Source organism: Streptomyces sp. VNUA24 (assembly GCF_029167005.1).
Lineage (GTDB): Bacteria > Actinomycetota > Actinomycetes > Streptomycetales > Streptomycetaceae > Streptomyces > Streptomyces scabiei.
The window spans coordinates 3476858-3502528 of the sequence record NZ_CP119143.1; the positions used below are offsets into that span (position 1 = coordinate 3476858).

Annotated in this window: 17 protein-coding genes; 4 read left to right on the plus strand and 13 right to left on the minus strand. The window is 72.2% G+C overall.

From position 1 onward, the window contains the following. Position 1 precedes the first annotated feature (1 nt). Positions 2–2122, minus strand: coding sequence for a DNA topoisomerase IV subunit B (locus PYR72_RS14480; RefSeq protein ID WP_275455744.1), 2121 nt, complete (start codon positions 2120–2122; stop codon positions 2–4). A 469-nt stretch (positions 2123–2591) separates the two neighbouring features. Here PYR72_RS14480 and PYR72_RS14485 point away from each other — a divergent pair, with 469 nt between their 5' ends. Further along, positions 2592–2822 (plus strand): hypothetical protein, encoded by a 231-nt coding sequence (locus tag PYR72_RS14485; RefSeq protein WP_184900160.1) that lies wholly within the window; start codon positions 2592–2594, stop codon positions 2820–2822. A gap of 126 nt (positions 2823–2948) precedes the next feature. Here PYR72_RS14485 and PYR72_RS14490 read toward each other — a convergent pair whose 3' ends face one another. The 7 genes from PYR72_RS14490 to PYR72_RS14520 form a co-directional block, all read right to left on the minus strand. Next, complete coding sequence (locus PYR72_RS14490; RefSeq protein ID WP_275455745.1) at positions 2949–3764, minus strand: serine protease; 816 nt, start codon at positions 3762–3764, stop codon at positions 2949–2951. A 145-nt stretch (positions 3765–3909) separates the two neighbouring features. Continuing rightward, positions 3910–5454, minus strand: coding sequence for an RNA polymerase sigma factor (locus tag PYR72_RS14495; RefSeq protein WP_275455746.1), 1545 nt, complete (start codon positions 5452–5454; stop codon positions 3910–3912). A 924-nt stretch (positions 5455–6378) separates the two neighbouring features. Continuing rightward, a complete protein-coding gene (locus PYR72_RS14500; RefSeq protein ID WP_079081799.1) occupies positions 6379–7266 on the minus strand; it encodes an FCD domain-containing protein in 888 nt (295 codons plus the stop codon). Positions 7267–7451: 185 nt separating this feature from the next. Continuing rightward, positions 7452–9596: an ABC transporter ATP-binding protein gene (locus tag PYR72_RS14505; protein ID WP_275455747.1), complete on the minus strand. Its 2145-nt coding sequence runs from the start codon at positions 9594–9596 to the stop codon at positions 7452–7454. A 196-nt stretch (positions 9597–9792) separates the two neighbouring features. After that, positions 9793–10551: an NUDIX hydrolase gene (locus tag PYR72_RS14510; RefSeq protein ID WP_013000250.1), complete on the minus strand. Its 759-nt coding sequence runs from the start codon at positions 10549–10551 to the stop codon at positions 9793–9795. A 151-nt stretch (positions 10552–10702) separates the two neighbouring features. Then, positions 10703–12643, minus strand: a complete 1941-nt coding sequence (locus PYR72_RS14515; protein ID WP_275460413.1) for a glycogen debranching N-terminal domain-containing protein — start codon at positions 12641–12643, stop codon at positions 10703–10705. Between the two features lie 890 nt (positions 12644–13533). Then, on the minus strand, positions 13534–15075 hold the full coding sequence (locus PYR72_RS14520; RefSeq protein ID WP_275455748.1) for a DUF4192 domain-containing protein: 1542 nt from the start codon (positions 15073–15075) through the stop codon (positions 13534–13536). A gap of 133 nt (positions 15076–15208) precedes the next feature. Between PYR72_RS14520 and PYR72_RS14525 the strand changes: the two genes are divergently transcribed. After that, complete coding sequence (locus tag PYR72_RS14525; RefSeq protein ID WP_275455749.1) at positions 15209–17389, plus strand: RecQ family ATP-dependent DNA helicase; 2181 nt, start codon at positions 15209–15211, stop codon at positions 17387–17389. Between the two features lie 256 nt (positions 17390–17645). Continuing rightward, positions 17646–18272 carry a hypothetical protein gene (locus tag PYR72_RS14530; RefSeq protein ID WP_275455750.1) on the plus strand — a complete coding sequence of 209 codons (627 nt, stop codon included), beginning with the start codon at positions 17646–17648 and terminating at the stop codon, positions 18270–18272. Between the two features lie 499 nt (positions 18273–18771). Here the strand turns inward: PYR72_RS14530 and PYR72_RS14535 are convergent, their stop codons facing one another. The 3 genes from PYR72_RS14535 to PYR72_RS14545 all read right to left on the minus strand — a co-directional run bounded on the left by PYR72_RS14535 (position 18772) and on the right by PYR72_RS14545 (position 20868). Next, positions 18772–19392 (minus strand): hypothetical protein, encoded by a 621-nt coding sequence (locus PYR72_RS14535; RefSeq protein WP_275455751.1) that lies wholly within the window; start codon positions 19390–19392, stop codon positions 18772–18774. A gap of 68 nt (positions 19393–19460) precedes the next feature. Next, positions 19461–20162: a ribonuclease HII gene (locus PYR72_RS14540; RefSeq protein ID WP_275455752.1), complete on the minus strand. Its 702-nt coding sequence runs from the start codon at positions 20160–20162 to the stop codon at positions 19461–19463. A gap of 82 nt (positions 20163–20244) precedes the next feature. Further along, positions 20245–20868: a TetR/AcrR family transcriptional regulator gene (locus PYR72_RS14545; RefSeq protein WP_275455753.1), complete on the minus strand. Its 624-nt coding sequence runs from the start codon at positions 20866–20868 to the stop codon at positions 20245–20247. Positions 20869–21051: 183 nt separating this feature from the next. Here PYR72_RS14545 and PYR72_RS14550 point away from each other — a divergent pair, with 183 nt between their 5' ends. Continuing rightward, complete coding sequence (locus PYR72_RS14550) at positions 21052–22602, plus strand: MFS transporter (RefSeq protein ID WP_275455754.1); 1551 nt, start codon at positions 21052–21054, stop codon at positions 22600–22602. Positions 22603–22727: 125 nt separating this feature from the next. Here PYR72_RS14550 and PYR72_RS14555 read toward each other — a convergent pair whose 3' ends face one another. Further along, entirely contained in the window at positions 22728–24470 is a 1743-nt protein-coding gene (locus PYR72_RS14555) for a DUF4153 domain-containing protein (protein WP_275455755.1), read from the minus strand. 291 nt (positions 24471–24761) lie between these two features. Next, complete coding sequence (locus PYR72_RS14560; RefSeq protein ID WP_275455756.1) at positions 24762–25664, minus strand: ADP-ribosylglycohydrolase family protein; 903 nt, start codon at positions 25662–25664, stop codon at positions 24762–24764. Positions 25665–25671 lie beyond the last annotated feature (7 nt).

The window sequence follows — 25671 nt, forward strand, 5'->3', positions numbered from 1 at the left end:
GCTAGGCGTCGATCCGCGACCGGTCCAGCGTGGCCGCCGAGCTGGAGATGAACTCCTTGCGCGGGGCGACGTCGTTGCCCATCAGCAGGTCGAACACCTGCTCAGCGGCCTCCAGATCCGACAGGTTGATCCGCCGCAGCGTCCGGTGACGCGGATCCATGGTCGTCTCCGCCAGCTGGTCCGCGTCCATCTCGCCGAGGCCCTTGTAGCGCTGGATGGAGTCCTTGTACCGGACGCCCTTGTTCTGGAACTCCAGCAGCCGGTCGCGCAGCTCGCGGTCCGAGTACGTGTAGACGTACTTGTCCTGCCCCTTCTTCGGCTGGACCAGCTCGATCCGGTGCAGCGGCGGCACGGCCGCGAAGACCCGCCCCGCCTCGACCATCGGCCGCATGTACCGCTGGAAGAGGGTGAGCAGCAGGCAGCGGATGTGCGAGCCGTCCACATCGGCGTCGGTCATCATGATGATCTTGCCATAGCGCGCCGCGTCGATATCGAACGTACGTCCGGACCCTGCCCCTATGACCTGGATGATCGCGCCGCACTCGGCGTTCTTGAGCATGTCGGTCACGGACGACTTCTGGACGTTCAGGATCTTGCCGCGGATCGGCAGCAGCGCCTGGAACTCGGAGTTCCGCGCGAGCTTGGCCGTACCGAGCGCCGAGTCGCCCTCGACGATGAACAGCTCGCTGCGCTCCACGTCGTCGCTGCGGCAGTCGGCGAGCTTGGCGGGCAGCGACGAGGACTCCAGCGCAGTCTTCCGCCGCTGCGCGTCCTTGTGCTGTCGTGCGGCGATCCGGGTCCGCGCGGCGGCGACCGCCTTCTCCATGACGACCCGCGCCTGCGCGGCGGCGTCACGCTTGGCCGAGGTCAGGAACGCCTTGAGCTCCTTGGCGATCACCTGCGCGACGATACGGCGGGCCGCCGAGGTACCGAGGACCTCCTTGGTCTGCCCCTCGAACTGAGGTTCGGCGAGACGCACGGTGACGACGGCCGTGAGACCTTCGAGGGCGTCGTCCTTGACGATGTCGTCCTCGGCGACGCGCAGCAGCTTCTTGGCGCGCAGCACCTCGTTCATGGTGGAGGCCACGGCCTGCTCGAAGCCCGCCACATGGGTGCCGCCCTTGGGGGTGGCGATGATGTTCACGAACGACTTGAGGGTCGTGTCGTACCCGGTGCCCCAGCGCATGGCGACGTCCACGCCCAGTTCGCGGGTGACCTGGGTGGGGGTCATCTGACCGTGCTCGTCGAGGACCGGCACGGTCTCCCTGAAGGTGCCCTGCCCGGAGAAGCGGAGGACGTCGCAGACGGGCTTGTCGGACGCCAGGTACTCGCAGAACTCGCTGATGCCGCCGTCGAAGCGGAACGACTCCTCACCCTTGCTGCCGCCCTCGCCGAGGCCGAACTCGTCCCGGACGACGATCGTCAGTCCGGGGACGAGGAAGGCGGTCTGCCGGGCGCGCTGGTGGAGGTGCTCCAGGGAGAGCTTGGCGTCCTTGAGGAAGATCTGGCGGTCGGCCCAGTAGCGCACGCGCGTGCCGGTGCGCGTCTTGGGGATCCGCTTGCCCTTGCGCAGCCCGCCGGTCTCGAACTTGGCGTCCGGCCCGGTGCCCGCGAAGGCGCCGGGCACGCCGCGCCGGAAGCTGATGGCGTGGGTGCTGCCGTTGCGGTCCACCTCCACGTCCAGGCGGGCGGAGAGCGCGTTCACCACCGAGGCGCCCACACCGTGCAGACCGCCGGATGCGGCGTACGAGCCGCCGCCGAACTTGCCGCCGGCATGCAGCTTGGTCATCACGACCTCGACACCGGACAGGCCGGTCTTGGGCTCGACGTCGACCGGGATGCCCCGGCCGTTGTCCCGCACCTCGACCGAGGCGTCGTCGTGGAGGATCACCTCGATGTGGTCGCAGTAGCCCCCGAGGGCCTCGTCCACGGAGTTGTCGATGATCTCCCACAGGCAGTGCATCAGGCCTCGACTGTCGGTCGAGCCGATGTACATGCCGGGGCGCTTCCGCACGGCCTCGAGCCCCTCGAGGACGAGCAGGTGCCGCGCGGTGTAGTTGGAACCGTCCCGGTCTGCTCCGGTCAGCAGCGCTGTGGACGGCACGGACGTATCGGCGGTCACGCGGTTCGCTCCTCGCTGAATTTCAGGTGAGGCCCTTTTGGGTAAGGGGCCGGGCTCTGTTGCCGGTTCGAGGGTACCGAGCCCTGGTAGAGCCGCTGTAACGCCACCCTCGTGGCGAAACTCAGGGTAGTCCAGACTCGCATACACGTTCGATCCCTCGATGGGGTGAAGTACATATCACGTTCCCTTCGAGGCATGAACCATTTAGGCTCCGGGCACGTCCTCTTGAACAACCGGCAACCCAGCCGGGAGGACCGTACAGCCGAAAGAACGACCACCAGAACCACCGACAGACAGCGCGAAGCCCGTACGACACGAAGACACGCACTACGGCTCATTCGCCGCCAACCGGCAGCAGACAGCCGGCCCGGAAAGATTTTTTCGAGTTAAAGCCGCGAGCGGGAACGTTTTCGGCCTGGTTGGATGTTGACCCTGGTACGACAGCTCGTCGAGCTAGAGAAGAGGCGACGTGACTACTGTTCTGACCCCCGCGACCCCGCTGACGGCCGCTGACCGATGCGACCGCTGCGGCGCCCAGGCCTACCTGCGCGTCGTCCTGCTGAGCGGTGGAGAGCTGCTGTTCTGCGCCCACCACGGCCGCAAGTTCGAGCCGGAGCTCAAGAAGATCGCCGCGGAGATACAGGACGAGACGGAGCGGCTCACGGCCGTTCCCGCGACCGCAGAAGAGGACGAGCGCTGACGCTTCGCACCTGACGACGAGCCGCCACCGGCTCGAGGCCGGTGACCGGGCGGCCACTCCCGTACCCACGGGGTGGCCGCCCGCTCTCGTTCCGCACCCGCCCGCCGCGGGGCCGTGAGCCGCGTCTCAGCGGCCTCCGGTGAGCACCCGGGCGATGTACGAGCCCCTGGTGTAGACCCCCGGGCTCCCGGCGAGCCCGCAGCCGCTCCCCCAGGAGACGAGGCCGATCAGCTTCCCCTGGGCGACCAGCGGCCCTCCGCTGTCCCCCTGGCAGGCGTCCCGGCCGCCGTCCTGCTCCCCGGCGCACACCATGGACCCGGACAGGAACCGCCCGTCCGCGCTGCCCGGGTAGGCCCTCTCACAGACCTCGTCGGCCAGCACCTGCACCGGCGCGGCCCGCAGACTCCGGCCGTAGTCCCCGGCACCGGTGGTGTCCCCCCAGCCGTAGACCGCGGCCGGGGTGCCGGGCCCGTAGGCGGGGTCGCCGGCCTCCGCCAGCCCGATGACCGAGGTCTCGGGCAGGGGTGAGGCCAGCGTCACCACCGCGAAGTCCCCGGCGTTCGTGTAGGGGTCGTACGCCGGATCGACCCAGGCGCCGCTCACCGCGATCTCCTGGCCCTCGGCGGACTGCAGTTCGGCGCGGCCCGCGATGACCCTCAGATCGCCGACACGCTCCGGAGGACCTCCCAGCACGCTCTCGCTGAGGCAGTGGGCGGCCGTCAGGACGGTCGAGCGGCCGATCACGACACCGCCGCAGAACTGTCCTGCCCGCGTACCTCCGAACCGGTCACGGCTGGCCAGGGCCACCGTCCACGGCGCCTGGGAGATCTCTACCGGATGACCGCCGATGACGACCTCGGCCGTCGCCGGCGGCGGTGACGCCAGCGGTATGACGGCCGTGGTGGCCGCGACGGCCAGCAGTCGGGCGAACGATCGACGCATGCGCGCTCCTCACTCCGGGACAGGGATGGCACACCCAGAGTGATCCACCGGATCGGCTTCCGCAGCCGCACACACGCCGAAGGCCCGGCTCCTTCGGGGGAACCGGGCCTGCGGGAGCGACGGGTCGGCGGGTGCCGTGCCGTCCCTAGTCGAGGTAGTCGCGCAGCACCTGCGAGCGGGACGGGTGCCGCAGCTTCGACATCGTCTTGGACTCGATCTGGCGGATGCGCTCGCGCGTGACGCCGTACACCTTGCCGATCTCGTCGAGGGTCTTCGGCTGACCGTCGGTGAGACCGAAGCGCATGGAGACGACGCCCGCCTCGCGCTCGGAGAGCGTGTCGAGGACGGAGTGCAGTTGCTCCTGCAGGAGCGTGAAGCTGACCGCGTCGGCCGGGACGACGGCCTCGGAGTCCTCGATGAGGTCACCGAACTCGCTGTCGCCGTCCTCGCCCAGCGGGGTGTGCAGCGAGATGGGCTCGCGGCCGTACTTCTGGACCTCGATGACCTTCTCGGGGGTCATGTCGAGTTCCTTGGCCAGCTCCTCCGGGGTGGGCTCGCGGCCCAGGTCCTGGAGCATCTGGCGCTGCACGCGCGCGAGCTTGTTGATGACCTCGACCATGTGCACCGGGATACGGATGGTGCGGGCCTGGTCGGCCATGGCGCGGGTGATCGCCTGACGGATCCACCAGGTGGCGTACGTGGAGAACTTGTAGCCCTTGGTGTAGTCGAACTTCTCGACCGCGCGGATCAGACCGAGGTTGCCCTCCTGGATCAGGTCCAGGAAGAGCATGCCGCGGCCGGTGTAGCGCTTGGCCAGGGAGACCACCAGACGGAGGTTGGCCTCCAGGAGGTGGTTCTTGGCGCGGCGGCCGTCCTCGGCGATGATCTCCAGCTCGCGCTTGAGCTTGGGGGCGAGCTTGTCGGCGTTGGCCAGCTTGTCCTCGGCGAACAGACCGGCCTCGATGCGCTTGGCGAGCTCGACCTCCTGCTCGGCGTTGAGCAGGGGGACCTTGCCGATCTGCTTGAGGTAGTCCTTGACCGGGTCGGCGGTGGCACCGGCGGCGGCGACCTGCTGGGCGGGCGCGTCGTCCTCGTCCTCGTCGGAGAGCACGAAACCGGCGTTCTCGGTGCCCTCGGGCTCGTCGCCGGGCTTGCCGCCGGGTGCCTCCTCGAGGACCTCTTCCTCGGTGAGCTCGGCGTCGTCCTTCTTGGCGGTGGTCTTCTTCGCCGCCGTCTTCTTGGCGGCTACGGTCTTCTTGGCGGGGGCCGCCTTCTTGGCGACCGCCTTCTTGGCGGCGGCCTTCCTGGCGGGTGCGACGTCCTCGCCGGAGGGGTCGGCCACGGGCTCCGCGGGGGCGGCTGCGGCAGTGGCCTTCTTGGTGGTCACCGTCTTCGCCGCGACCGTCTTGGTGGCGGTGCGCTTGGCCGGACTCTTCGCTGCGACGCTCTTTCGGGTGCGCTTGGGCTCCGCGGCACTGACCATCAGCGTCACACCCTCTTCCTCGAGGATCTGGTTGAGGCTGCGCAGTACGTTCTTCCACTGAGTGGCCGGAATCTGGTCAGCTTCGAAGGCCCGACGCACATCGTCGCCGGCGATCTGCCCCTCAGCCTTTCCCCGCTCAATGAGCGCCATGACAGAGACGGACTCGGCGATCTCCGGCGGGAGCGTACGGGATGTGCTGGCCGACACGAACAACCTCTCGGAACGTTGGAAAACGGCTTCCGGCCCCGTCCACTACGGACCGGAGCCGACCACCGGCTTGGGAGTGGGCCGACGGTGCGGGCGGGGGCCGGGGAGATGCACAGCGCCATGAACGGCGTCCGTATTCCCTCCGCGGCTGTCGCCTCTTAGGTCATCGCGTTGTTCCCACGAGCGTTACGCCCAATCTGCGTGGCCCGAGTCACACCCCGTAAGCGCGCAAAAGCGGTCAGACACTGGCAGAGGCGATCGATCGAGGCCACAACCGGTTCTGTTAGGACTGGTACCCGAACGCTTCCCGAATGAACTCCGTGTTCCGGATCATCGTCCCGGCCAGGTCCGGCGGGCCGTCTTCGCGGCGGCCGCCGGATGCCCTGCCGGGCGGTGTCCTTCGCCTCGGTGCGCTCGCGCGCCGGTTCCCCGGGCGGCCGGTCCCGGCGCCTCGCCCGGCCCGAGCACTCTCGCCGGGCCCGGCACACCTGCCGGATCCCGCCGCTCCGATCGACCGCACCGTTCCGGTCGAACCCGCCGTCCCGGTGGACCTCGCCACTCTCGCCGATCACCCGGCGCCTGTCGACCCCCGTGGAGGGGACCGGTCCGACGATTCACCGGCGATTCACCCGGCGGCTGGCCCGGCGGCTGGTCCGGCTATGCGCCGGGCGATCGTCGGGTGATCGCTGGTCGATCGTCGGTGGATCGCCGGTCGATCGCCGGGTGATGCACGCGTTCCGACGTCCGGGACAGCCCTGGTGGCGCGCGGTCCTGGAGGCATCGCGCCTCGCTCGCGCCGCCGGGCCCCGCCGAACCCCTGGGAGGATTCGCTGGGGCCCGGCGGCACGGGTCCGCCGGCCGAGTGACGCCGCCGAAGGGTCGGCGCCCCGGCCGCACCGGCCTCGTACCGCTCGCGGCGCGCCCTCAGTGCTCGCGCGGCGCCGGCACCACACGCTCCACCTCGGGGTGGACGGTGAGCAGCTGCCGCATGGCCGCCTCGGCGGCCCCTCCGTCGCCCGCCGCGAGGGCGTCGACGATCCGGGCGTGGTGCGTGAGGGTCGACTCGGTCGGCCGGTCACATCCGGTGGCCGGGCCGCCGGAGACCTGGAGGGCGGAGGAGACGATCCCGGAGAGGTGCTCCAGCATCCGGTTGCCCGCGAGCTGGATGAGCAGCGAGTGGAACTCGGCGTCGGCGCGCGAGAAGGTCAGCGGGTCGCCCTGGGCCATGGCGTGGCCCATGAGCTCGACCATGTCGGCGAGGCGCTGCTGCACGTCGTCGCGCCCGTGGCCGGCGGCGAGACGGGCGGCCAGCGGCTCGATCGTCCACCGCAGCTCGCTGAGCTCGCGCCGCTGGTTGTCGCGCTGCGGACCGAAGGCCCGCCATTCGATGATGTCGGGGTCGAGCAGGTTCCAGTCGCTGACCGGCCGGACGCGCGTGCCGACGTTCGGGCGTGCGCTGACCAGGCCCTTGGCCTCCAGGACACGCAGGGATTCACGGACGACGGTGCGGGAGACCTCGAAGCGCTGGCCGATCTCCTCGGGGACGAGGGGGCGGTCCGCGCCGAGGTCGCCGGAGACGATCATCTGGCCTAGCTGCTGGACGAGTTGGCCGTGCAGTCCGCGTCCGCGGCTCCCGGCGGCGCGGCGGCCCACGCGGCCCAGTTCGGGGTCCGCGCCGTCCCAGGCGGGGAGGCCCACGCGGTCGACGCTCGCGGGTTCGGCGTAGGGGTAGCGGTCGAGTTCGCCCGGTCCTGCGAGGCCGGAGTCGGCGGAGCGGGCGGCGGTCATCATGGTGTGCGCAAGGGTACTCACGCATCCTTTGTCGGCTGCGTTTCCAACTCCCTTGAGGTCTTTGGTGAAAAGCACACGAAAGGGTGATCGCTCACCCCGTCGCAATTGACGCCTTATCGGAAAGAAATGGGCGTTCTACGAGGAGTTGTGCGCATTGCACCAACGGAAGGGCACGGACAGTGAGCACGAAAGGATGAGGACGATCATCACCTGACCCGGGCGCGGAGGTTGGTGAACACGTAGGCCCCCAGCAGTGCCGTCAGCGACAACAGCAGCGCCCCTCCCACGGGTTGGGAGATCGCCCGGGCCACGGCCTCCAGATACCGCCCTCCCCCGAACGGCCACTGCACCAGCAGGAGTTCACGCAGCCGCACCGGAAACCCGACCGCGCTCCGCACGGTCGCCCCCTCCAGCGCCTTCTGCACCAGGGGTACGACGACGAGGGGGACGGCGACCACGGCCGCGAGCCCGGCGGACGTGGACCGGAAGACGCCCGCCGCGAGCACCCCGGCCCAGGCGCACCCCACGACGAGGCCGAGCCAGCTCGCGCCGAGCGGGAACCAGCCGGCCGGGACCGAGACGAGCTCCGGTCCGTAGACGAGATAGAGCACTTCGAGGTCACAGCCCACGGTGAGGACGGCAAGCAGCAGTGCGGTGACCGCCGCGACGAGGAGTTTCGCGAGGAGCAGCCCCAAGCGCCGGGGGACGGTGCCGCGGTCCGCGGCAAGGGCGGGGTGGCGGAACTCGTCGCCGAAGGCGATGGCCCCGAGCAGCCCCGCCCCGATGGCCGCGGGCGGCAGCGGCAGCTCACGCGGCCACGCCGCCAGCAGCCGTGGCTGTGGGGTGTGCCCGATCCCTGCCAGGAACACCGCCACGAGGGCGGAGGTGACGAGGACGGCCGCGGTGGTGACGTAGGCGGTGCCGACCCCGCCCGCCCGCCGCAGCTCGTAGCGCAACGGCCGCAGCGGGCTCGGCGCCGGGCGCACGGTGATGGGTGGGGGCAGCGGTGGCAGCGACGGAAGCGACTGCGGCTGCGACTGCGGCTCGGCATAGGGCGCGTCGCGCGGGCCGCGAGCCGGGCGGAGCCCGAGGTCGTCACGGGGGCCGGGATCATCACACGGACCGAAATGATCATTCGTCTCGGGATCCGCGCGGGGTGCGAAGGGTTCAGCGGATCGGGGGGCGGCGAGAGGCGTCGGGTTGACCTCCGACGCCTCGTCAGCAGAGTCCCACGACTCGACCGGGGCCGACCGAGGGGAGTTCGCGGGCGCGGCGACGGCGCTGCCGGCCTCGGATGCGCAGAGCTCGTCCGCGGGCACCCGGCACTCCTCCGCCGGCCCTTCGGCCTCCCTGGCCGGGCCCCACGCGAGCTCGGCCGGCACCGCGTCTTCCCCGGCGACCGACGAGGGCGCGGATGACACCCCCGACGGCGACGGTGAGGGCGTGAGCGAGGGCGAGGGCGTGGGTGAGGGCGTGGGTCCCATGTCCCCGATCTCGTCGGCGAGTTGATGGACGAGGACGCCGTGCCGGAAGGCGGTCTCACCGATCTCGGCACAGGTACTGCCGTACACCGACAGCCGGTTGCCGCCCTCCCGCACGACCTCCACGGAACGTCGCGCCGTCCGGGCCTCCTTCGCGAGAAGCACTTCGAGCCGGGCGGCGTACGGGGTGCGGACGGCGACCCGGGGCCGGAGCCGGGTACGGGAGAAGTCCGCGACCTCCTGGTCGGCAAGGAGCCTGCCTCGTTCGAGCGTGAGGACCCGGTCGGCGGTGCGCGCCGCCTCCTTCGGATCGACGGTGGTGAACAGGACCGTGCCGCCCTGGTCGGCGTGCGCCCGCATGATCCCGTGCAGCCACCGCCCCTCGCGCACCGCCAGTCCGTCGGCGGGATCGTCCAGCACCAGGGTGTGCGGGTCGGTCAGCAGAGCGCAGGCCAGGCCGAGGCGACGGTCCATGCCTCGCGAGAGCGTGTTCAGCCGCGCATCGCGGAGGCTGACCAGCCCCACTACCTCCAGGACTTCGTCGGCACGCCGCCCGGGCAGCCCGGCGGCCGCGCACAGCATGCGCAGGTGGCCCCGGACCGTGCGGGCGGGGTGCCCGGGCACGTCGCCGAGGAGGACGCCCACTTCGCGTGTGGGGTGGGCGATCCTGTGGAGGGGGCGGCCTCTGAAGTAGGCCACCCCACGGCCGTGTTGGAGTTCGAGGGCGAGTCTCAGAACCGTCGACTTGCCCGCACCGGGAGCCCCGAGGAGTGCGGTGACACGGCCGGAGTGCGCCTCGAAGGACACATCGTCGACGGCGGGGGGGAACTCCTTGCGGGGATTGCTGGTCAATCCGATGGCCTGGATCACCCTAGGCAAGATAGCGCGATATGTCCGTTTTCCCGGGTACCTTGCGCTGTACTTCGCGGAGCGCCTCGCGGTCACCGGGCGAGCCCCGCACAGTTCGCGAGCCCCGGACTTCGCCGCGCCCTCCGGTCGACACCCCGGCGGCCCCCACGGGCGAGACCACCGCGCCCGGCGGCGGACCCTCCCCCTCTCCGCCGGATCAGACCTCGGGGCGCAGCATCGGCGGGTTGAGGAGGGTGGCGCCGCCGGCCCGGAAGAGCTGGGCGGGGCGGCCCCCCTGCCGGGTGGTGGTACCGCCGGTGGGCACCAGGAAGCCCGGCGTTCCCGTCACCTTGCGATGGAAGTTGCGCGGGTCCAGCGCCACACCCCACACGGCCTCGTAGACACGCCGCAGCTCACCGACCGTGAACTCCGGCGGGCAGAAGGCGGTGGCCAGCGACGAGTACTCGATCTTGGAGCGGGCACGCTCCACCCCGTCCGCCAGGATCTGTGCGTGGTCGAACGCCAAGGGCGCCACCGGGTCACCGTCACGCCCGTAGCCGCCCTGCTCCAGCAACTCCTCCACGGGCGCCCAGCGTGCGCTGTTGGCGTCCCCTCCCGGCCGGGGCGCGGGCAGGTCGGGGGCGAGGGCGAGATGGGCGACGCTGACGACTCTCATCCGGGGGTCGCGCTTCGGGTCGCCGTAGGTCGCCAACTGCTCCAGGTGCGCGCCGTTGTCCTGAGCCGGTTCGGACGGTTCATGGGCGGTCAGGCCCGTCTCCTCGGCCAGTTCCCGGGCAGCGGCCTGCGACAGGTCCTCGTCCGGCCGCACGAAGCCACCGGGCAACGCCCACCGCCCCTGGAAAGGCTGTTCGCCCCGCCGTACCGTCAGTGCGCAGAGCGCGTGGCGACGGACGGTCAGCACGACCAGGTCCACGGTGACGGCGAAGGGCGGATAGTCCGACGGGTCGTAGGGCATGCGGCGATCATAGTCGTCTGCCTGACGATAAACACTCCCTTCGTGTCCGCTTCCCCACGTGATCCACTTCGGTTCGCCCTCTTTCCCGCAGGCCGCCCTCGGGGCGCGGAGAGCCGACGCCGTCCGTGGTGCCGTCCCGTGTCGCGCGAGGTCACACTCCCAACTGCAGTCCGTCGGCCGCCTCCTCGACCATCGCGAGCCCCAGCCTGCTGACGCGTACGGCGAAGGGGGCGCCGGCGACACGCAGTCCCGTCATGCCGATCTCGCCCAGCGGCGCACTGCGAACCGGCCGCAGGGTCACCGTCCGGGCGGGGGCGTCGGGGCGGATCCCGACGAGGGTGGTGAGCAGCAGCACCCCGGCGGCAGCCGCCGTCGCGGCCGGTCTGCAGGCGGCCGGGTGCGGCAGCGGTGCGCCGCCGGCGGTCCGCTGCTCCCCCGCGTACATCTCCGGCAGCCGATGGCCGAAGCTCTCCGACGCCGCCAGCACGCCCCTCAGCAGGGCGCTCGCCTCCTTCTCGTATCCGGCGGCGGCCAGTCCCGCGACCGCGACCGCCGTCTCGTGGACACGCACGGCACCGCTGCGATGACCGAAGGGGTTGTACGCGGCCTCTTTCGCCCCCAGGCTCCGCAGCCCCCACCCCGAGTCCATCGCGGGCCCTCCGAGCAGTCGGGCGAGCTGCTCGGTCCGCACCTTGTCGAGGAGTCCCTCAGCCTGCTCTCCCCCACCGAGCAGCCCGGTGTCGAGAAGATGTGCGGCGCCGGCGCCCAGGTGCGGCACAGGACGCCCGTCCGGGGTGCGGGCGGCCGCGGGTCTGCCGCCGCCCCGGTCGTCGATCCAGAAGTCCGCCCCGAACCGGCTGCGCAGCTCTCCCGCCCAGTTGCGCAGCTCGGCGCCGCCCCGCCGGCCGTACGCGTCGAGAAGGTCGGCACCCAGCAGCGCGGCCCGGTGTGCCTGGGCCTGGGTCTCGCAGCGCAGCGGTCCGCCGGGAGGCGGATCGGGCAGGTAGACACCGTTGCCGACCGCTTCCAGCAGCCAGCGCAGGCAGCGCTCGGCGGCGGGCAGCAGTGCCTCCGTCTCCTGTTCGGGGAGTCCCCATCTCCGGGCCTCCGCGAGGAGGACGGGGAACAACAGGGTCGCCTCCGTGCCCGTGCACCCCGGTGGCAGATGCGGGCCCGCGTCCCGCCGGGGTCCCGGGATCATGCCGGACCGGGCGTCCCTGCCCGCGAGTTGGGTGCGGGCCAGAGTGCGCAGCGTGCCTGCCGCGAGGCGCGTGCCGAGCGGCAGCGTCATCCGGGCCGCGGCGAGCGCGTCGGCCGGTGCCAGTCCGCAGCGCCAGGGTGCGCCCGCCGCGAGGTGGGTGTCTGCCGGGTTTCCCGGGTCGCGCAGCAGCAGCGCCTCGAGATCTTCGAGACAGGTGGGCAGCAGCGACTGCGCCACCGGATCGTCTCCCGCGACGCGGGCCGGGGCGAGCGGGCTGGTGGCGCCGCGCCCCACCGGTCTGATGGGTCCTGTGCCGTCGGGTCGCACGCGCAGTTCCACGCTCCGGCTGCCGCCGGGCGGGAGGTGCAGCTCCCAGCGCAGTAGTCCTGCGGAGGCCAGGGCGTCGGCGGGCGGAGGGTGGGCGGACACCGTGGAGTGCCCTTTCGCGCAGGACCAGCGGAGGCCGGAGCCGTGCACGGTCGCGGGCAGTTCCGGGCCCGCGCCGCCGGAGGCGACCGCCCCCAGCTCCGCGAGATCCGTGCCCAGGGACACCTCGACGGGCAGGCACAGCGGCCGGAGGCCCGTGTTCCGCAGGGTGATCCGCTCCGTGCCGTCGGCGTACCGGGTGCGCTCGACCATGACGTCCGGATCCGGTCCGGAGTCCGCGGACAGACGCAGTGTCGCCACGAACCGGGCCCGGTCGGCGGTCACCATCCGGGCCTGCACGGCGAGCGGTTCACGTCCGGCCACTCTCACCTGGCAGCGGGAGAGCATGCGCCGTCCCGCGCGGTAGAAACCCTCCAGCCCACTGCCGTTCAGCTGGCCCTGGTCCGTCGAGATCGCGAGGCCCGGCAGGGCGACACAGATCAGCGTGGTGTGGGCCGGGGGCAGCTCCCTGGGGCGGCGCGCGCCAGGGGCGGGAGGAGCTTGCGGAGCCGACGAGCTCGCCCTACCCGAATGCCCGAGTGCCGAAGGGCCCTCGGTACCGGGCGCGAGGGCACCGGGGCCGCCTGACCGTGCGCCGGCGGCGCGTGCCGCCGGGGTGTGGGGCGCCGGGGAGTGAGGCGCCGGGGCGCGTCCGGCCGGGACGGCGATCTCCGGACGGGGAGCGTCGATGCCGTCCCCACGGGTGCGGGGAGAGGGCTGGACGGGCGGGCGGAAGGTCGGAACGTCGTCCGGGGCGTCGGGCAACGAGGAGAGGGGCATGGGGCGGCTTCTTCTGTCTTCGGCGCGCTCGGGGTGCGCTCGGCACCAGGTGGGGAGCCGGAGAGGGACGGGGTCACGGAACGGCGGGACCAGGCCATGGGTACCGCCACACAGGTGAACGGAACGGCTGTGCTCCGGGTCACGCCCGCGTCGGGACAAGCCTTCCGAACCGGCACCTCGTGCCGCCGTGCGCACGAAGGCCGGGACGCGACGAACGCCGGACTCGGACGCCCCCGGCTCGGCGCGCAGCCGTCGTGCCGTACGCGGGCGGCGCGCGGGCCGTGTGCACGTCGCCGCAACCCTGCGGGCCGGAAGACGCGCACCCCGCTGGGGCTCCGGCCCGGTGCGGCCGCGCGGCCGGTGCGGCACTGCCCGGCGGGCGGCCCTGTCGAACAGGATGGCCACCTGCCGCAAGAGCGAGGGAAGGGCTCTCGCGCCGGCTCCCCGGGCTCGGCTCGCACGATCCCGGTGGGCGAGCACCAGACTCAGGCACGCCCAGATCCAGCACGACACAGGGAGGGGAGGGATCAACAGGCACAGCACGGCTGCGGGAGGGCGCGACCGGATCCGTGCGCTCACGACTCGCTCTCCTTGGACTGCCCTCCGGTGCCGCGGCGCCCGCGCGCCCGGCCGCTCGCCACGTTCGCCGTACGCCCCGGCTTCCGGCCGATCGGTGGGCTGCCGTCGGCGGAGCGCGCGCGGCGGGCGGGCGGGGCAGCGGACGACCGCCGGACGGCACGGTCTCCGATGCCTCCTTCCGCCCGGGGCCTGCGTCGGCGGCGGGCGCCGGTCACGACGCAGGGCAGGTCCGAGACCGGGTGCGGATGGGGCGAAGGGGCGAGGGAGCTGGTCCGGCCACCGGTCCCCGCGCCGGCAGGGGCAGCCGCGAGATCGCGTCCTCGGCGTTCCGCGCGCAGACAGCGGCGAATGGTCTCGGGGTCGAGCCCGTCGTTGCATGCCTGGTGGAGGAGGCGGGCGAAGAGGTACTCGGGGTCGGCGGCCAGGGCCATGGCCAGGGCTTCGCGGGCCTCCAGTTCGTCTCCGGAGGACCAGGCGACCCAGCCGACGAGCGTGAGCGGGGCGGCGGCGTGTTCGCCGTAGGGGCCGACGCATCGGCGGGCGAGGGCGCGCCAGAGACGGAGCGCGGGGCCCGCTTCGTCGCCCTCCATCCATTCGGCGGCTCGATCGCGGGTGGCCCGGTCCTGGAGTCCGAGGATCAGGGTGGCCGCGTCGTCGTGCCCGACGAGTGCGTCGTCGCGGAGGTCCGCGTCCAGCGTGGCGGGGCCGGGCGGAACCTCCGCCAGGCGCCCGATGACGCGCCGCGCCACCGCGAGGGTCTCCTCCGCCACCTCCGTCCGGCTGTCCACGTCGAGAATCCTGGGGATGAGGGCGGACTGGGCGGAGTCGAGAGCTGCTTCCTGCTGGAGCGCGGCGGCGGTCTCCCACGGCATGAGCCTGGCCCGCAGTTCCCTCAGCGAGCCCCTGACCTGAAGGCCGGCGTAGGTGGCGGCAGCGGCCAGGACCGAGGTGCCCGGGAGTCCCATCGGTTCCCCGTCGGCCGCGCAGCATCCGTTGCCCGGGCAGCAGTAGGACCAGAAACGGCCGTCGGAGATGCACAGGGCCTCGACCACCGGCACATCCATGCTGCCGCAGGCCCTGCGCAGCAGCTGGGCGAGTGGCCTCAGTCGTTCCATGACGTCACGTGCGGACTCGCCGCTCGCCGGGTCCTGGCAGAGGAAGGCGACCATGCTCTCCGGTTTGGCTCCCCGGCGCTCGCTGCCGGTGACCAGACCGCGGGCCAGCTGTTGGGCGACGGACGGCCAGTCGTCCGTCTGGGCCGGGATGCCCAGCCGGGCCCTGCCGCCGAACCGGCCACGGGTGTCCCGGTCGTGCAGTGCGACGAGGACGATGCTGTCCTCGGGGCGGTAGCCCAACAGGTAGGGCAGGGCGTCGGCGAGTTCGGCGGGGGTGCGGAGGGTCACCTGCGGTTCCCCGCGGCTGTCGGCGGCCGCGCCGTGTCCCGCGCGGACGGAGGGCTCGCGACTTCCGCCGCACCCGTTCTGCCCGCTGATGTCACTGTTGCCGGAGGTCCCGGCCGCTTCGCTGTGATTCGTCATGCGGCGACCATCTCGCGGATCTTGAAATTCCGCTTCGCCCTGTGGATAAGTCCGAACATGGCCACGTCAGAAGTTGTCCACAGTTCGGCCCGCTCGTTCGCGCGATGTCCGAGGCATCGGGTTGCATGGGGCCATGAGCGACGAAGACCGGCCCACCACGGACCGCCAAGATCTGCGCACGACCGCCGATGCCGTGCTCGCCCGTCTCGTCGGCGCCCCGGCGGGCGCCGCGAGACTGCGCGAGGACCAGTGGCACGCCATCGAGGCACTGGTCGCGGACAAGCGCAGAGCCCTGGTGGTGCAGCGCACGGGCTGGGGCAAGTCCGCGGTGTACTTCGTCGCGACCGCGCTGCTGCGCGAGCGGGGCGCGGGGCCCACCGTCATCGTCTCGCCGCTCCTCGCGCTGATGCGCAACCAGGTGGAGGCGGCCGCCCGCGCCGGAATCGCGGCACGGACCATCAACTCCTCGAACACGGAGGAGTGGGACACCATCCGCCAGGAGGTCACCGCGGGCACCGTGGACGTGCTCCTGGTCAGCCCCGAGCGGCTCAACAACCCGGACTTCCGCGACCAGGTGCTGCCCGAGCTGGCGGCCGCGACCGGTCTCCTCGTGGTGGACGAGGCGCACTGCATCTCGGACTGGGGCCACGACTTCCGCCCCGACTACCGCCGGCTGCGCACCATGCTGGCCGACCTCCCGTCCGGTGTCCCGGTGCTCGCCACCACCGCGACGGCCAACGCGCGCGTGACCGCCGATGTGGCCGAGCAGCTGGGCACCGGCGGCGGGACCGACGCGCTGGTGCTGCGAGGGCCGCTGGACCGCGAGAGCCTGAGCCTGGCGGTGCTCGAACTGCCCGACGCCGCCCACCGCATGGCCTGGCTCGCCGACCATCTGGAGGAGTTGCCGGGCTCCGGGATCATCTACACACTCACCGTGGCCGCGGCGGAGGAGGTCACCGCCTTCCTCCGCCAGTGCGGGCTCACGGTGGCGTCGTACACGGGCAAGACCGAGAACGCGGACCGGCAGCAGGCCGAGGAGGACCTGCTCGCCAACCGGGTCAAGGCCCTGGTCGCCACCTCCGCGCTGGGCATGGGCTTCGACAAGCCCGACCTGGGCTTCGTGGTCCACCTGGGCTCGCCCTCCTCCCCCATCGCGTACTACCAGCAGGTGGGCCGCGCCGGCCGTGGCGTGGAGCACGCGGAGGTGCTGCTGCTGCCCGGCAAGGAGGACCAGGCGATCTGGGAGTACTTCGCCTCCGTCGCCTTTCCTCCGGAGGAGCAGGTGCGCCGCACGCTGGACGTCCTCGCCCACGCGGAGCGACCGCTGTCTCTCCCCGCCCTAGAACCCCTGGTGGAACTACGGCGCTCCCGCCTGGAGACCATGCTGAAGGTCCTCGACGTGGACGGTGCGGTCCGACGCGTCCAGGGCGGCTGGATCTCCACCGGCGCCCCCTGGGTGTACGACACCGAGCGCTATGCCTGGGTCGCCAAGCAGCGCGCCGCCGAGCAGCAGGCCATGCGTGACTACGTGGCGACACCGGGTTGCCGCATGGAGTTCCTGCGGCGGCAGTTGGACGACGAGGAGGCCGTCCCGTGCGGGCGGTGCGACAACTGCACGAAGACCGGATTCGCGGAGTCCGTCTCCCCGGCGGCTCTGGACGCGGCGCGCGGCGAGCTGGGGCGCGCGGGTGTCGAGGTCGAGCCCCGCAAGATGTGGCCGACGGGGCTGCCTGCCGTGGGGGTCGATCTGAAGGGGCGCATTCCGGCCGGGGAGCAGGCCGCCCCCGGACGGGCCCTGGGGCGGTTGTCGGACATCGGCTGGGGCAACCGCCTGCGGCCGATGCTCGCCCCCCAGTCCCCGGACGGGCCGGTTCCGGACGATGTGGCCAAGGCCGTGGTCGCCGTGCTGGCCGACTGGGCGAAGGGGCCGGGCGGTTGGGCCTCCGGCCAGCCCGACGCACCGCCCCGTCCGGTGGGTGTCGTGACCATGGCCTCGCGGTCCCGGCCGCAGTTGATCGGCTCCCTGGGCGCGCGGATCGCCGAGATCGGCCGTATGCCGCTGCTGGGGTCGGTGGCGTACACCGGCGCGGTCTCCCAGGTCACCCGTAGCAACAGCGCGCAACGGCTCAAGGCACTCGACGGGGCCCTGACCGTACCGCCCGAGCTGGCCGCCGCCCTTCGGGAGGCGGGCGGGCCGGTGCTCCTGGTGGACGACGCCACGGAGACCGGCTGGACACTCGCTGTCACCGCGCGCATGCTCCGGCGCGCGGGCGCACAGGGGGTGTTGCCTCTCGTGCTGGCCGTCCGGGCGTGACCGACGGGTCGCCCGGCGGGGTGCCGTGCTGCCCGGGCGTTGCCGTCGAGTCCTCTGTGCAGGGATATAAGCTGTGAATCACCACAAAACTGTCAGTGGCCCCAATTGCTCGTTGCCGCAACCAAGTTCGCCAGGAAGAATTGGAGTCCGCTCCCCGCACGGCCTCACCGTGAATCGGTAGGGCTTCTGCCGCGGCGTGCGCTCCCCCAAGTCCGACCCTCGCCCTCAGAGTGGGCGCGTAGCCGAAGGGAGGATCGTGACCTTCGGATTCGCTCCGTCCTCGGCGGCCTCCGTGTCGACGTCTGCCGACCAGTCCGCCGCTTCCGCCAACCGGATGCTCGAGCCCGCGGAATGGGCCGCCGCCGGGATTCCGCTGTTGCGCAATCCCCGGGAGGTCGTCAGTGGGCTGCACGCGCGGCATCAGCCCCGGCCCTCGACAGCGGTCATCGCCGTCCTGGATCCGGACGAACGGCTGCGGGCGAGTGCCTCGTTCATCCGGCGTCCGTCACCGGCCGACGGGTGGATGTTCCGCAACGCGCTCCTCGCCCAGCTGAGACGGGTGATTCCGCACGATCTGCGCCGACGGACCCCGGTACGGACGGCGGTGCTGCTCTACTGCCGTGACGGTGACGCGCGTTGGACGGAGGAGGACGGGGCGTGGATGTGGGGGCTGCGGGACGCCTGCACGCTGCACGGGCTGCGCTGCGGCGCGTACATCACGCTGACACGTGACGGCTGGCAGGTTCTCGGGGAGGGCCGGGGCGGTCGCCGTCCCCACGCGGACTCGCCGGCCGAGCCCTTCGCCACGGCCTTGACGCCGCCGCCCATGCCGCGCACCGGCGGCGTCGCCTCGGAGGTGCTCCGCCGCGCCGCGGCACGGTGAGCCACTGAGGCTGCGGCCTCCAGCGCATGTCCGGTGCATGCCCGATGCGGTGTGGGTCGACTGAGGGTCGACCCACACCCCGGGCCCGCCCGCAGCGGTGCGGTAACGACCGCACGCCGATCACCCGGCCCCGATCACCGCACTCCGGCACACCCCCTCGCACCGCACCCCGGTGCCGTCCACCCCGCCCCGGGCCGAACGGCGCCAAGCCGACCGGCTCCAGACCAGCGGCGGCACCGCACCTCGTAGACCGCACAGTGCGGCACCGCACCCCGCACCCCGCACCACACGGGACACCCGCACGCCACTAGACCCACGAAGTTGCACCCCGGCCCACACCGCCCCCGCAAGGCGCCCCCGGGCATGCCGAAACACCCCGCAGGCACGCCGAAGCGCCCCGTCGCGGGGTGTGGCCGCCCGGGCACCCGGAGCGTCGTCCGGGCGCACAACGGCTCCCCGGTGACCCCTGAGGGCCGACCGGGGCGGGTTCCGCAGTCGCTCAGACTCCGGCGCCCAGGACCGAGTTGATCGTCTGCGGGTCGCCGCACACGATCAACAGGGCCCCGGCCCGGCCGAGGGCCTTGGGCAGCGCGTGCGCGGCGACGGCATCGGTCCCGCCGTTGACCGCGACCACGACCACGGGACGCGACGCGGCCCGCTCGGTGGCCGAGGCATCGGCGTAGAAGACGTCGTCGCCCGCGTCGTGCTGCGCCCAGTAGGCGGCCTCACCGAAGGAGAGTTCGTGGGCGGCCCACGGGTGCGGCTCGCCGGTGGTGATCACCAGCACGTCGCCGGGGGCGCGGCCCGACTCCAACAGCAGGTCGACGGCTTCCTCGGCGGCGTCCAGCGCCCCCTCGGCCGAGGCCGGGATCAGCTGGATCTGCGGGGTCGCGGCAGAAGGGGTGGCGGCAGGAGCGGACGGCCCGGGCCTGGGCGCGGCATGCGCCGCACGCTGGGCCGGCACCGGCCGGGCAGGACCCGGACGACCGGGACGCGGCGGAGCCGCGGGACGGGGACCGGGTACGGGACGGGGGGTCGGTGCGACCCGGCCGCTGGCCGGAGTGGCACGCGGGCCCTGGGCACTCTCGTGAATCTGAGGCTCCTCGGGAAGGAGAGGCATGAGCTGATTTTTATCAAACGCCGGTGCGACTCGCGTCGGCGGGTGGCACATGAGTGCGAACGGATCGGTCAGAAATCGAAGCCGAGCTGGCCCTCGATCTCCGGAACGTTTCCGTCCGCCCAGTTGCGGGCCTTCTTGAGGTGCCGCCACTGGGGCAGCGCATCAAGATACGCCCACGACAGCCGGTGGTACGGGGTGGGGCCCCGCTCCGCCAGCGCGGCCTTGTGGACAGGCGACGGATACCCGGCGTTGGCCGCGAAACCGAAGTCTGCATGGTCGACACCCAGTTCGGCCATCATTTTGTCGCGCTGAACCTTGGCGATCACCGAGGCGGCCGCCACGGCGACACAGGACTGGTCGCCCTTGATCACCGTGCGCACCCGCCAGGGCGAGCCCAGGTAGTCGTGCTTGCCGTCGAGGATGACCGCGTCGGGCCGTACGGGAAGGGCCTCCAGGGCCCGTACCGCCGCCAGCCGCAGAGCGGCCGTCATGCCCAGGTCGTCGATCTCCTCCGGAGAGGCGTGACCGAGGGCGTGCGACGTCACCCACTTCAGCAGTTCCTCGGAGAGCGACTCGCGTCGCTTGATCGTCAGGAGCTTGGAGTCGGTGAGGCCCTCGGGCGGTCGGCGCAGCCCGGTGACCGCCGCGCAGACGGTGACGGGGCCGGCCCACGCTCCGCGCCCCACCTCGTCGACACCGGCGACGATCTTCGCTCCGGTCGTGGCACGCAGAGAGCGCTCGACGGTGTGGGTAGGTGGTTCGTACGGCATGGCGCCCTTAGCCTACGCCGCCCGCACCCCTCCTCGACACCCAGGTTTTCCGGGGTCGCCCCAGACCCGCCCGCGAGTCGGCTCAAGCACCCCGTCGCCGCAGCAGCGGCACCATCAACTGGTCGATCAGTTCCTTGATGTCCCGCTCGCTCCATTCGCTTCCGCACACCTTCGAGCGGTACATCATCATGGCTGGGATCGCGTCGAAGACGTAGCTGTTCGCCGCGTCGGGGCGCACTTCGCCGCGCCGGATTCCCCGCTCGACGACCTCTCTCAACAGCCTGACCGTCGGCTCCACGACGCCGCCGATGATCACAGCATGGAAGCGTTCGGCCTGGAGGTTGTCGCATTCGTGAATGACCGAACGCAGGGCGAAGCCGGGCCGGGAGAACATCGCCTCGCGCGCCTGACGGCACAGCTCCAGCAGATCCTCGCGCACGCTCCCGAGGTCCGGCGACTCCTCGAAGCGAGGCAGTCCCGCCCGGAGCGCGTCGGCGACCAGGTCCTCCTTGGAGGGCCAGCGCCGGTAGACGGCCGCCTTGCCCGTCTGGGCGCCCGCGGCCACTCCCTCCATGGTGAGGCCGCTCCAGCCGACCGTACTGAGCTGTTCGAGCGCGGCATCGAGGATGGCGCGCTCCAGTACGGCGCCGCGCCGACGCGGGGAGGCCGTCTGAGCGGGAGCGGCCGTCCAGCGCGAAGTGACCATCTGTATTTCTCCGTTGAGCCGAGGGGCGGGGAGCGGGGTGCGGGGTGCGGGGAGCGGAAACGAGGGCGCGACGCCTCCACGACAGCGACTTCAATGAACGCTTGCGTTCACTAAGGGGGACTCACTACCGTGGACGCGTCAGTGAACGCAAGCGTTCACTAAGGCAGTTGTGGGGGACCCATAGTGACAACCTCTCCGTTGATTCAGGATCAGAAGCCGGGAGCAGCCCGCCGGGAGGGGCGTCCCGGCATCGCGCTCACCGTCATCGCGGCCTGCCAACTCATGGTGGTACTCGACGCGACGATTGTGAACATCGCGCTCCCGCACATTCAAGACGCGCTCAAGTTCAGCACCACCGACCTGACATGGGTGGTCAGCGCCTACACACTGACCTTCGGTGGTCTGCTGCTCCTCGGCGGCCGGGCGGGGGACATCCTCGGCCGCCGCCGTGTGTTCATGACCGGAATCCTCGTCTTCACGCTCGCCTCACTGCTCGGCGGACTCGCCCAGGAGCCCTGGCAGCTGCTGGCGGCACGCGCCCTCCAGGGCGTCGGCGGGGCGATCGCGTCCCCGACCTCGCTGGCGCTCATCACCACGACGTTCGCCGAAGGCCCTGAGCGGAACCGGGCGTTCGGCGTCTTCGCCGCGGTCTCCGCGGGCGGCGGAGCCATCGGTCTGCTCGCGGGCGGCATGCTCACCGAGTGGCTCGACTGGCGATGGGTGCTCTTCGTCAACGTACCCATCGGCGTGCTGATCGCCGTCCTCGCCCCGATGTACATCAGCGAGTCCGAACGGCACCCGGGACGGTTCGACGTCGCGGGCGCGCTCACCTCGACGGCCGGTATGGCCTCGCTGGTCTACGGGTTCATCCGCGCGGCGGAGGAAGGCTGGCGCGACAGCCTGACCATCGGGTCCTTCACGGCGGCCGCGGTCCTGCTGCTGATGTTCGGCCTCATCGAACGGCGCGCCAGGGAACCGATCACCCCGCTGAAGATGTTCACCGACCGCAACCGCTCGGGCACGTACGTGATCATGCTGAGCCTCGCGGCCGCGATGTTCGGGATGTTCTTCTTCATCGTGCTGTTCGTGCAGAACGTGCTGCGGTACACGCCGATCGAGGCCGGCCTGGCCTTCCTCCCGGTGACCGTCGCGATCGTCACGGGCGCCGGGCTGTCCCAGCGGTTCCTGCCCGTGCTCGGACCCAAGCCGTTCATGATGGCCGGTTCCACGATGGTCGTTCTGGGCCTGGGCTGGCAGACCATGATCAGCCCCGACAGCTCGTACCTCGGCGGGGTGCTCGGCCCGATGGTCATGTTCGGCTTCGGCATGGGGCTCAACTTCGTGACGCTCACCCTGACCGCGGTCTCCGGGGTCGCCCCGCACGAAGCGGGTGCCGCCTCCGGCCTGCTCAACGTCACCCAGCAGGTGGGCGGCTCGCTCGGCCTCTCCATCCTCACCACGGTCTTCGGTACGGCCAGCCGAGACGAGGCGGAGAAGCAGGTGCAGCTCTTCATGGCGCAGTCCACCGCCGAGCAGAAGGCCGAGTTCGCCAGGACCCAGCAGCTCCCCGCGCCCTGGAGTCATGAAGTGCTCGCGCAGGGCATCTCGACGGCGTTCGTCCCGGCTGTCGCGATGGCCGTACTGGCCCTGGCCACCGCCGTCTTCGTGATCAGGGTCCGCAAAAGCGACCTGGAGGCCCTCTCCGGCACGGCCGGCCCCGCCGCCGGAGGCTGACCGGAGGCGGGCACCCGATCGGCGCTCGGTCTGCCGGACCACCCGCCGGCAGGCCGAGCGCAGGGAGCAGGGGCGCCGAGCACAGCGAGCCCGGGCCCGGCCGTGCGCGAACGCACCAGGACCACTCAGCGGTAGAACTCCGATTCCGATTCCCCTTCAGACTCGCCGCACGCCGGCCCGCTCGCCCCCGGCACGAGAGGCCGCTCTTCCAGAATCCGCCTCGCCTCGGCCTCGCCCCGGCTCGTGGCGTACCAGGGGATGTGCCGCCGCTCGTCCAGTTCCTCCTTGATGTCCCGCAGGGCGCACGACCGCATGGGTTCCTCCAGCCGGTCCAGGGCGGGCACCGCGTCGGCGGACAGCCCTCTGGCGTAGGGGAGGTCGAAGCGGCCGGTCGTCTCGTACCGCTCGACGTTGCGCCCGGCGATGAGCGCGTCCGGCGACGCGAGCCCGAAGGCCAGCACGGCGGCGACCGCCCCGGCCGCGACGGCGCGCGGGAGCCGGCGGGCGCCCCACACCCCGGCGGCCATGATGAGCACGATGACCAGGCCGAGCCAGAGTTCCATGGCCAGCACCGAGATCCTCAGCCGCGTGAGTCCGTAGGCGTCCACGTACATGTCCATACGTCGTACGGCGGACGCGACGACCACGAGCGCCAGCGCGCACAGGGTTCCCAGCACCCCGTGCACGAGCGTCCGGTCGCTCGGACGCGTGCGGGGCGCCCAGCGCAGGGCGATCACGATGACCAGCAGAGTGAGCAGCGTGGCCATGAGCAACTGCCAGAACCCCTGGCGCGCGTACTCGGCGTACGTCAGGCCGGTCTCTTCCAGGACGGCGTCGTAGCCGCCGAAGAGCACGGCGAGCTGCACGGCGTTGAAGACGGCGAAGAGCGCGACGAGCCCGACCAGGGGCAGCGCCCACTCGACGCGCCCGCGTGCGCGTCCCGCCGGCACCCGCACGCGGTCCCAGCGGGTCGGCGCCGCCGCCGTGTGGGCCGCCGCGAGGGTCCCGAACAGGCCCAGCGCGAGGAGCAGGATCCGCCAGGGCCCGTCGGACACCGAGACGTCGGGCACCAGGGCGCCGAGCAGATCGGCGAAGGCCGCGTCGGCGCCGGCGAACAGGGCGCCGAAGACGAGGAGCAGGACCGCGGCCACGCCGACCGCCCGGAACACGGGCGCCAGACGGCTGCGGTCGCCGCCCACCCGCTCGCGCAATCCCTGCCAGGCCCAGGCCGGGCCGGTGACCAGCGAGGTGAACACACCGATCGGGCCCAGCAGGACGGCGGGCCAGGTACGGCCGCCGTGCAGGGCGAGCGAGCCCACCGCGAGCGCGGTGACGACGGCGAGGAACGAAGGCCATTCGGCGGCGCGCAGCGCGGGCACGGTCAGCAGGGCGGCCCCGGCCGCGCCCCAGACCAGCGCCCACGGCCGGGGACGTCGGCCCGCTCGCCGGCCGGCGGCGTACACGGCGATCGTGGCGGGCACGGCGACGACGAGTATGTTCACCGCCAGGCCCTCGCCCAGCAGCAGCATGCTGAGGACGCCGGTGGCCAGGGCCGCCCACAGGGTCGTGGTGCCGATGGGCGCGGGTAGCCCGGGGCTGAGGTCGATCCCCTTGGACGCCTGGGGCGGGGCGGGTGTCCGGATCCGCGCGGGCCTGCCGGTCCCGTCCCGCGATGGGGCGGCTCCGGGTCCTGCCGGCCCGGAGCGGCTCTCCCCGCTCGCGGCACGCGCCCTGGAGGCCGGCCTTTCCGGCTCCGGTCCGGCCGTCGGGCCTTCCGGCTCCGGCCTGGCCGCCGTGACTTCCGGCTCCGGTCCGGCCCCCGGCCCTTCCGGCTCAGGTGCGGCTGGTACCGACGGTGTCTCGGACATGGGACCCCCTCCCCCGACCGGCCCCCTCGCACCCGTGGACGGCGCATGGCCACGGCAGAAGCCGCGCGGCCGGTACCTCGTCGCCGCGACTTGTCATGATCAACAGGCGGCGTGGCGGACAGGCTATGCCGCACAAGCGCACCCATGGCCGACCGGGGAACGAGCTGTGGCACTCCTGTGACAGTCGGGACGGTTGAGACAGAAAAGGCACGGGTGACGAGGCACGGGTGGCGAAGTACGGGTGACGAGGCACGGGTGACGAGGTACGGACGGCCCGGCCCTTGACGGCCGCTAACCCACCCGCAGCCAGCCCGGGAACGCCTCGGTCTGCTCCACCCAGGCCTCGGGGGGCGTCCCGGCCTTTCCGGAGGCGACGACTCCACCGACGATGGCGCACGTCGTGTCGACGTCGCCGCCGACCTGGGCCGTCGTCCAGAAGCCTTGCTCGTAGTCACCGAGGGCGCGGGCCGCCGACCAGAGCGCGAACGGCACGGTGTCGTGCGCGGTCGTACGCCGCCCACAGCCCAGTACCGCGGCCACGGTGTCCGCGTCGGCGTAGTCGAGCATGTCCCGGGCACGGCGCAGCCCGGCGCCGACGGCGCTCTTGGGGACGAGCGCGATCACGCCGTCGAGCAGCGCACCGGCGCTCGGAGGTCCGGCCGGGTCGGCCGCGAGAGCGGCGGCAGCGGCGACCGCCATGGCGCCGACGACGGCCTCCCGGTGCTGGTGCGTGGGGTAGGCCGAGATCTCCGCCTGGTGGGTGGCCTGCTCGGGGTCGTCCGCGTACCAGGCGCCCAGCGGGGCGATCCGCATGGCCGCGCCGTTCCCCCAGGACCCCTGGCCGTTGAAGAGCGCGGAGGCCAGCTCCCGCCAGTCGCCGCCTTCCCGCACCAGGCGCAGCAGGCGGTTGACCGCCGGCCCGTAGCCCCGGTCGAAGTCGTGGTGCACGGCGAAGGAGCGGGCCAGCTCGTCCTGGTCGATCCGGCGGTGCGCCGCCAGGACGGCGACCACGGAACAGGCCATCTCGGTGTCGTCGGTCCACTGCCAGGGACCGGACGGGACCTCCCGGCGCTTGAGCAGCGGATAGTTCACCGGCACGAAGTACTGCGAGCCCAGCGCGTCCCCCACCGCGAGTCCGCGCAGGCTGGACAGGGCGCGCTCCAGGCGGCCGTCGGAAGAGGAGTCAGCGGTCATCGCCCTG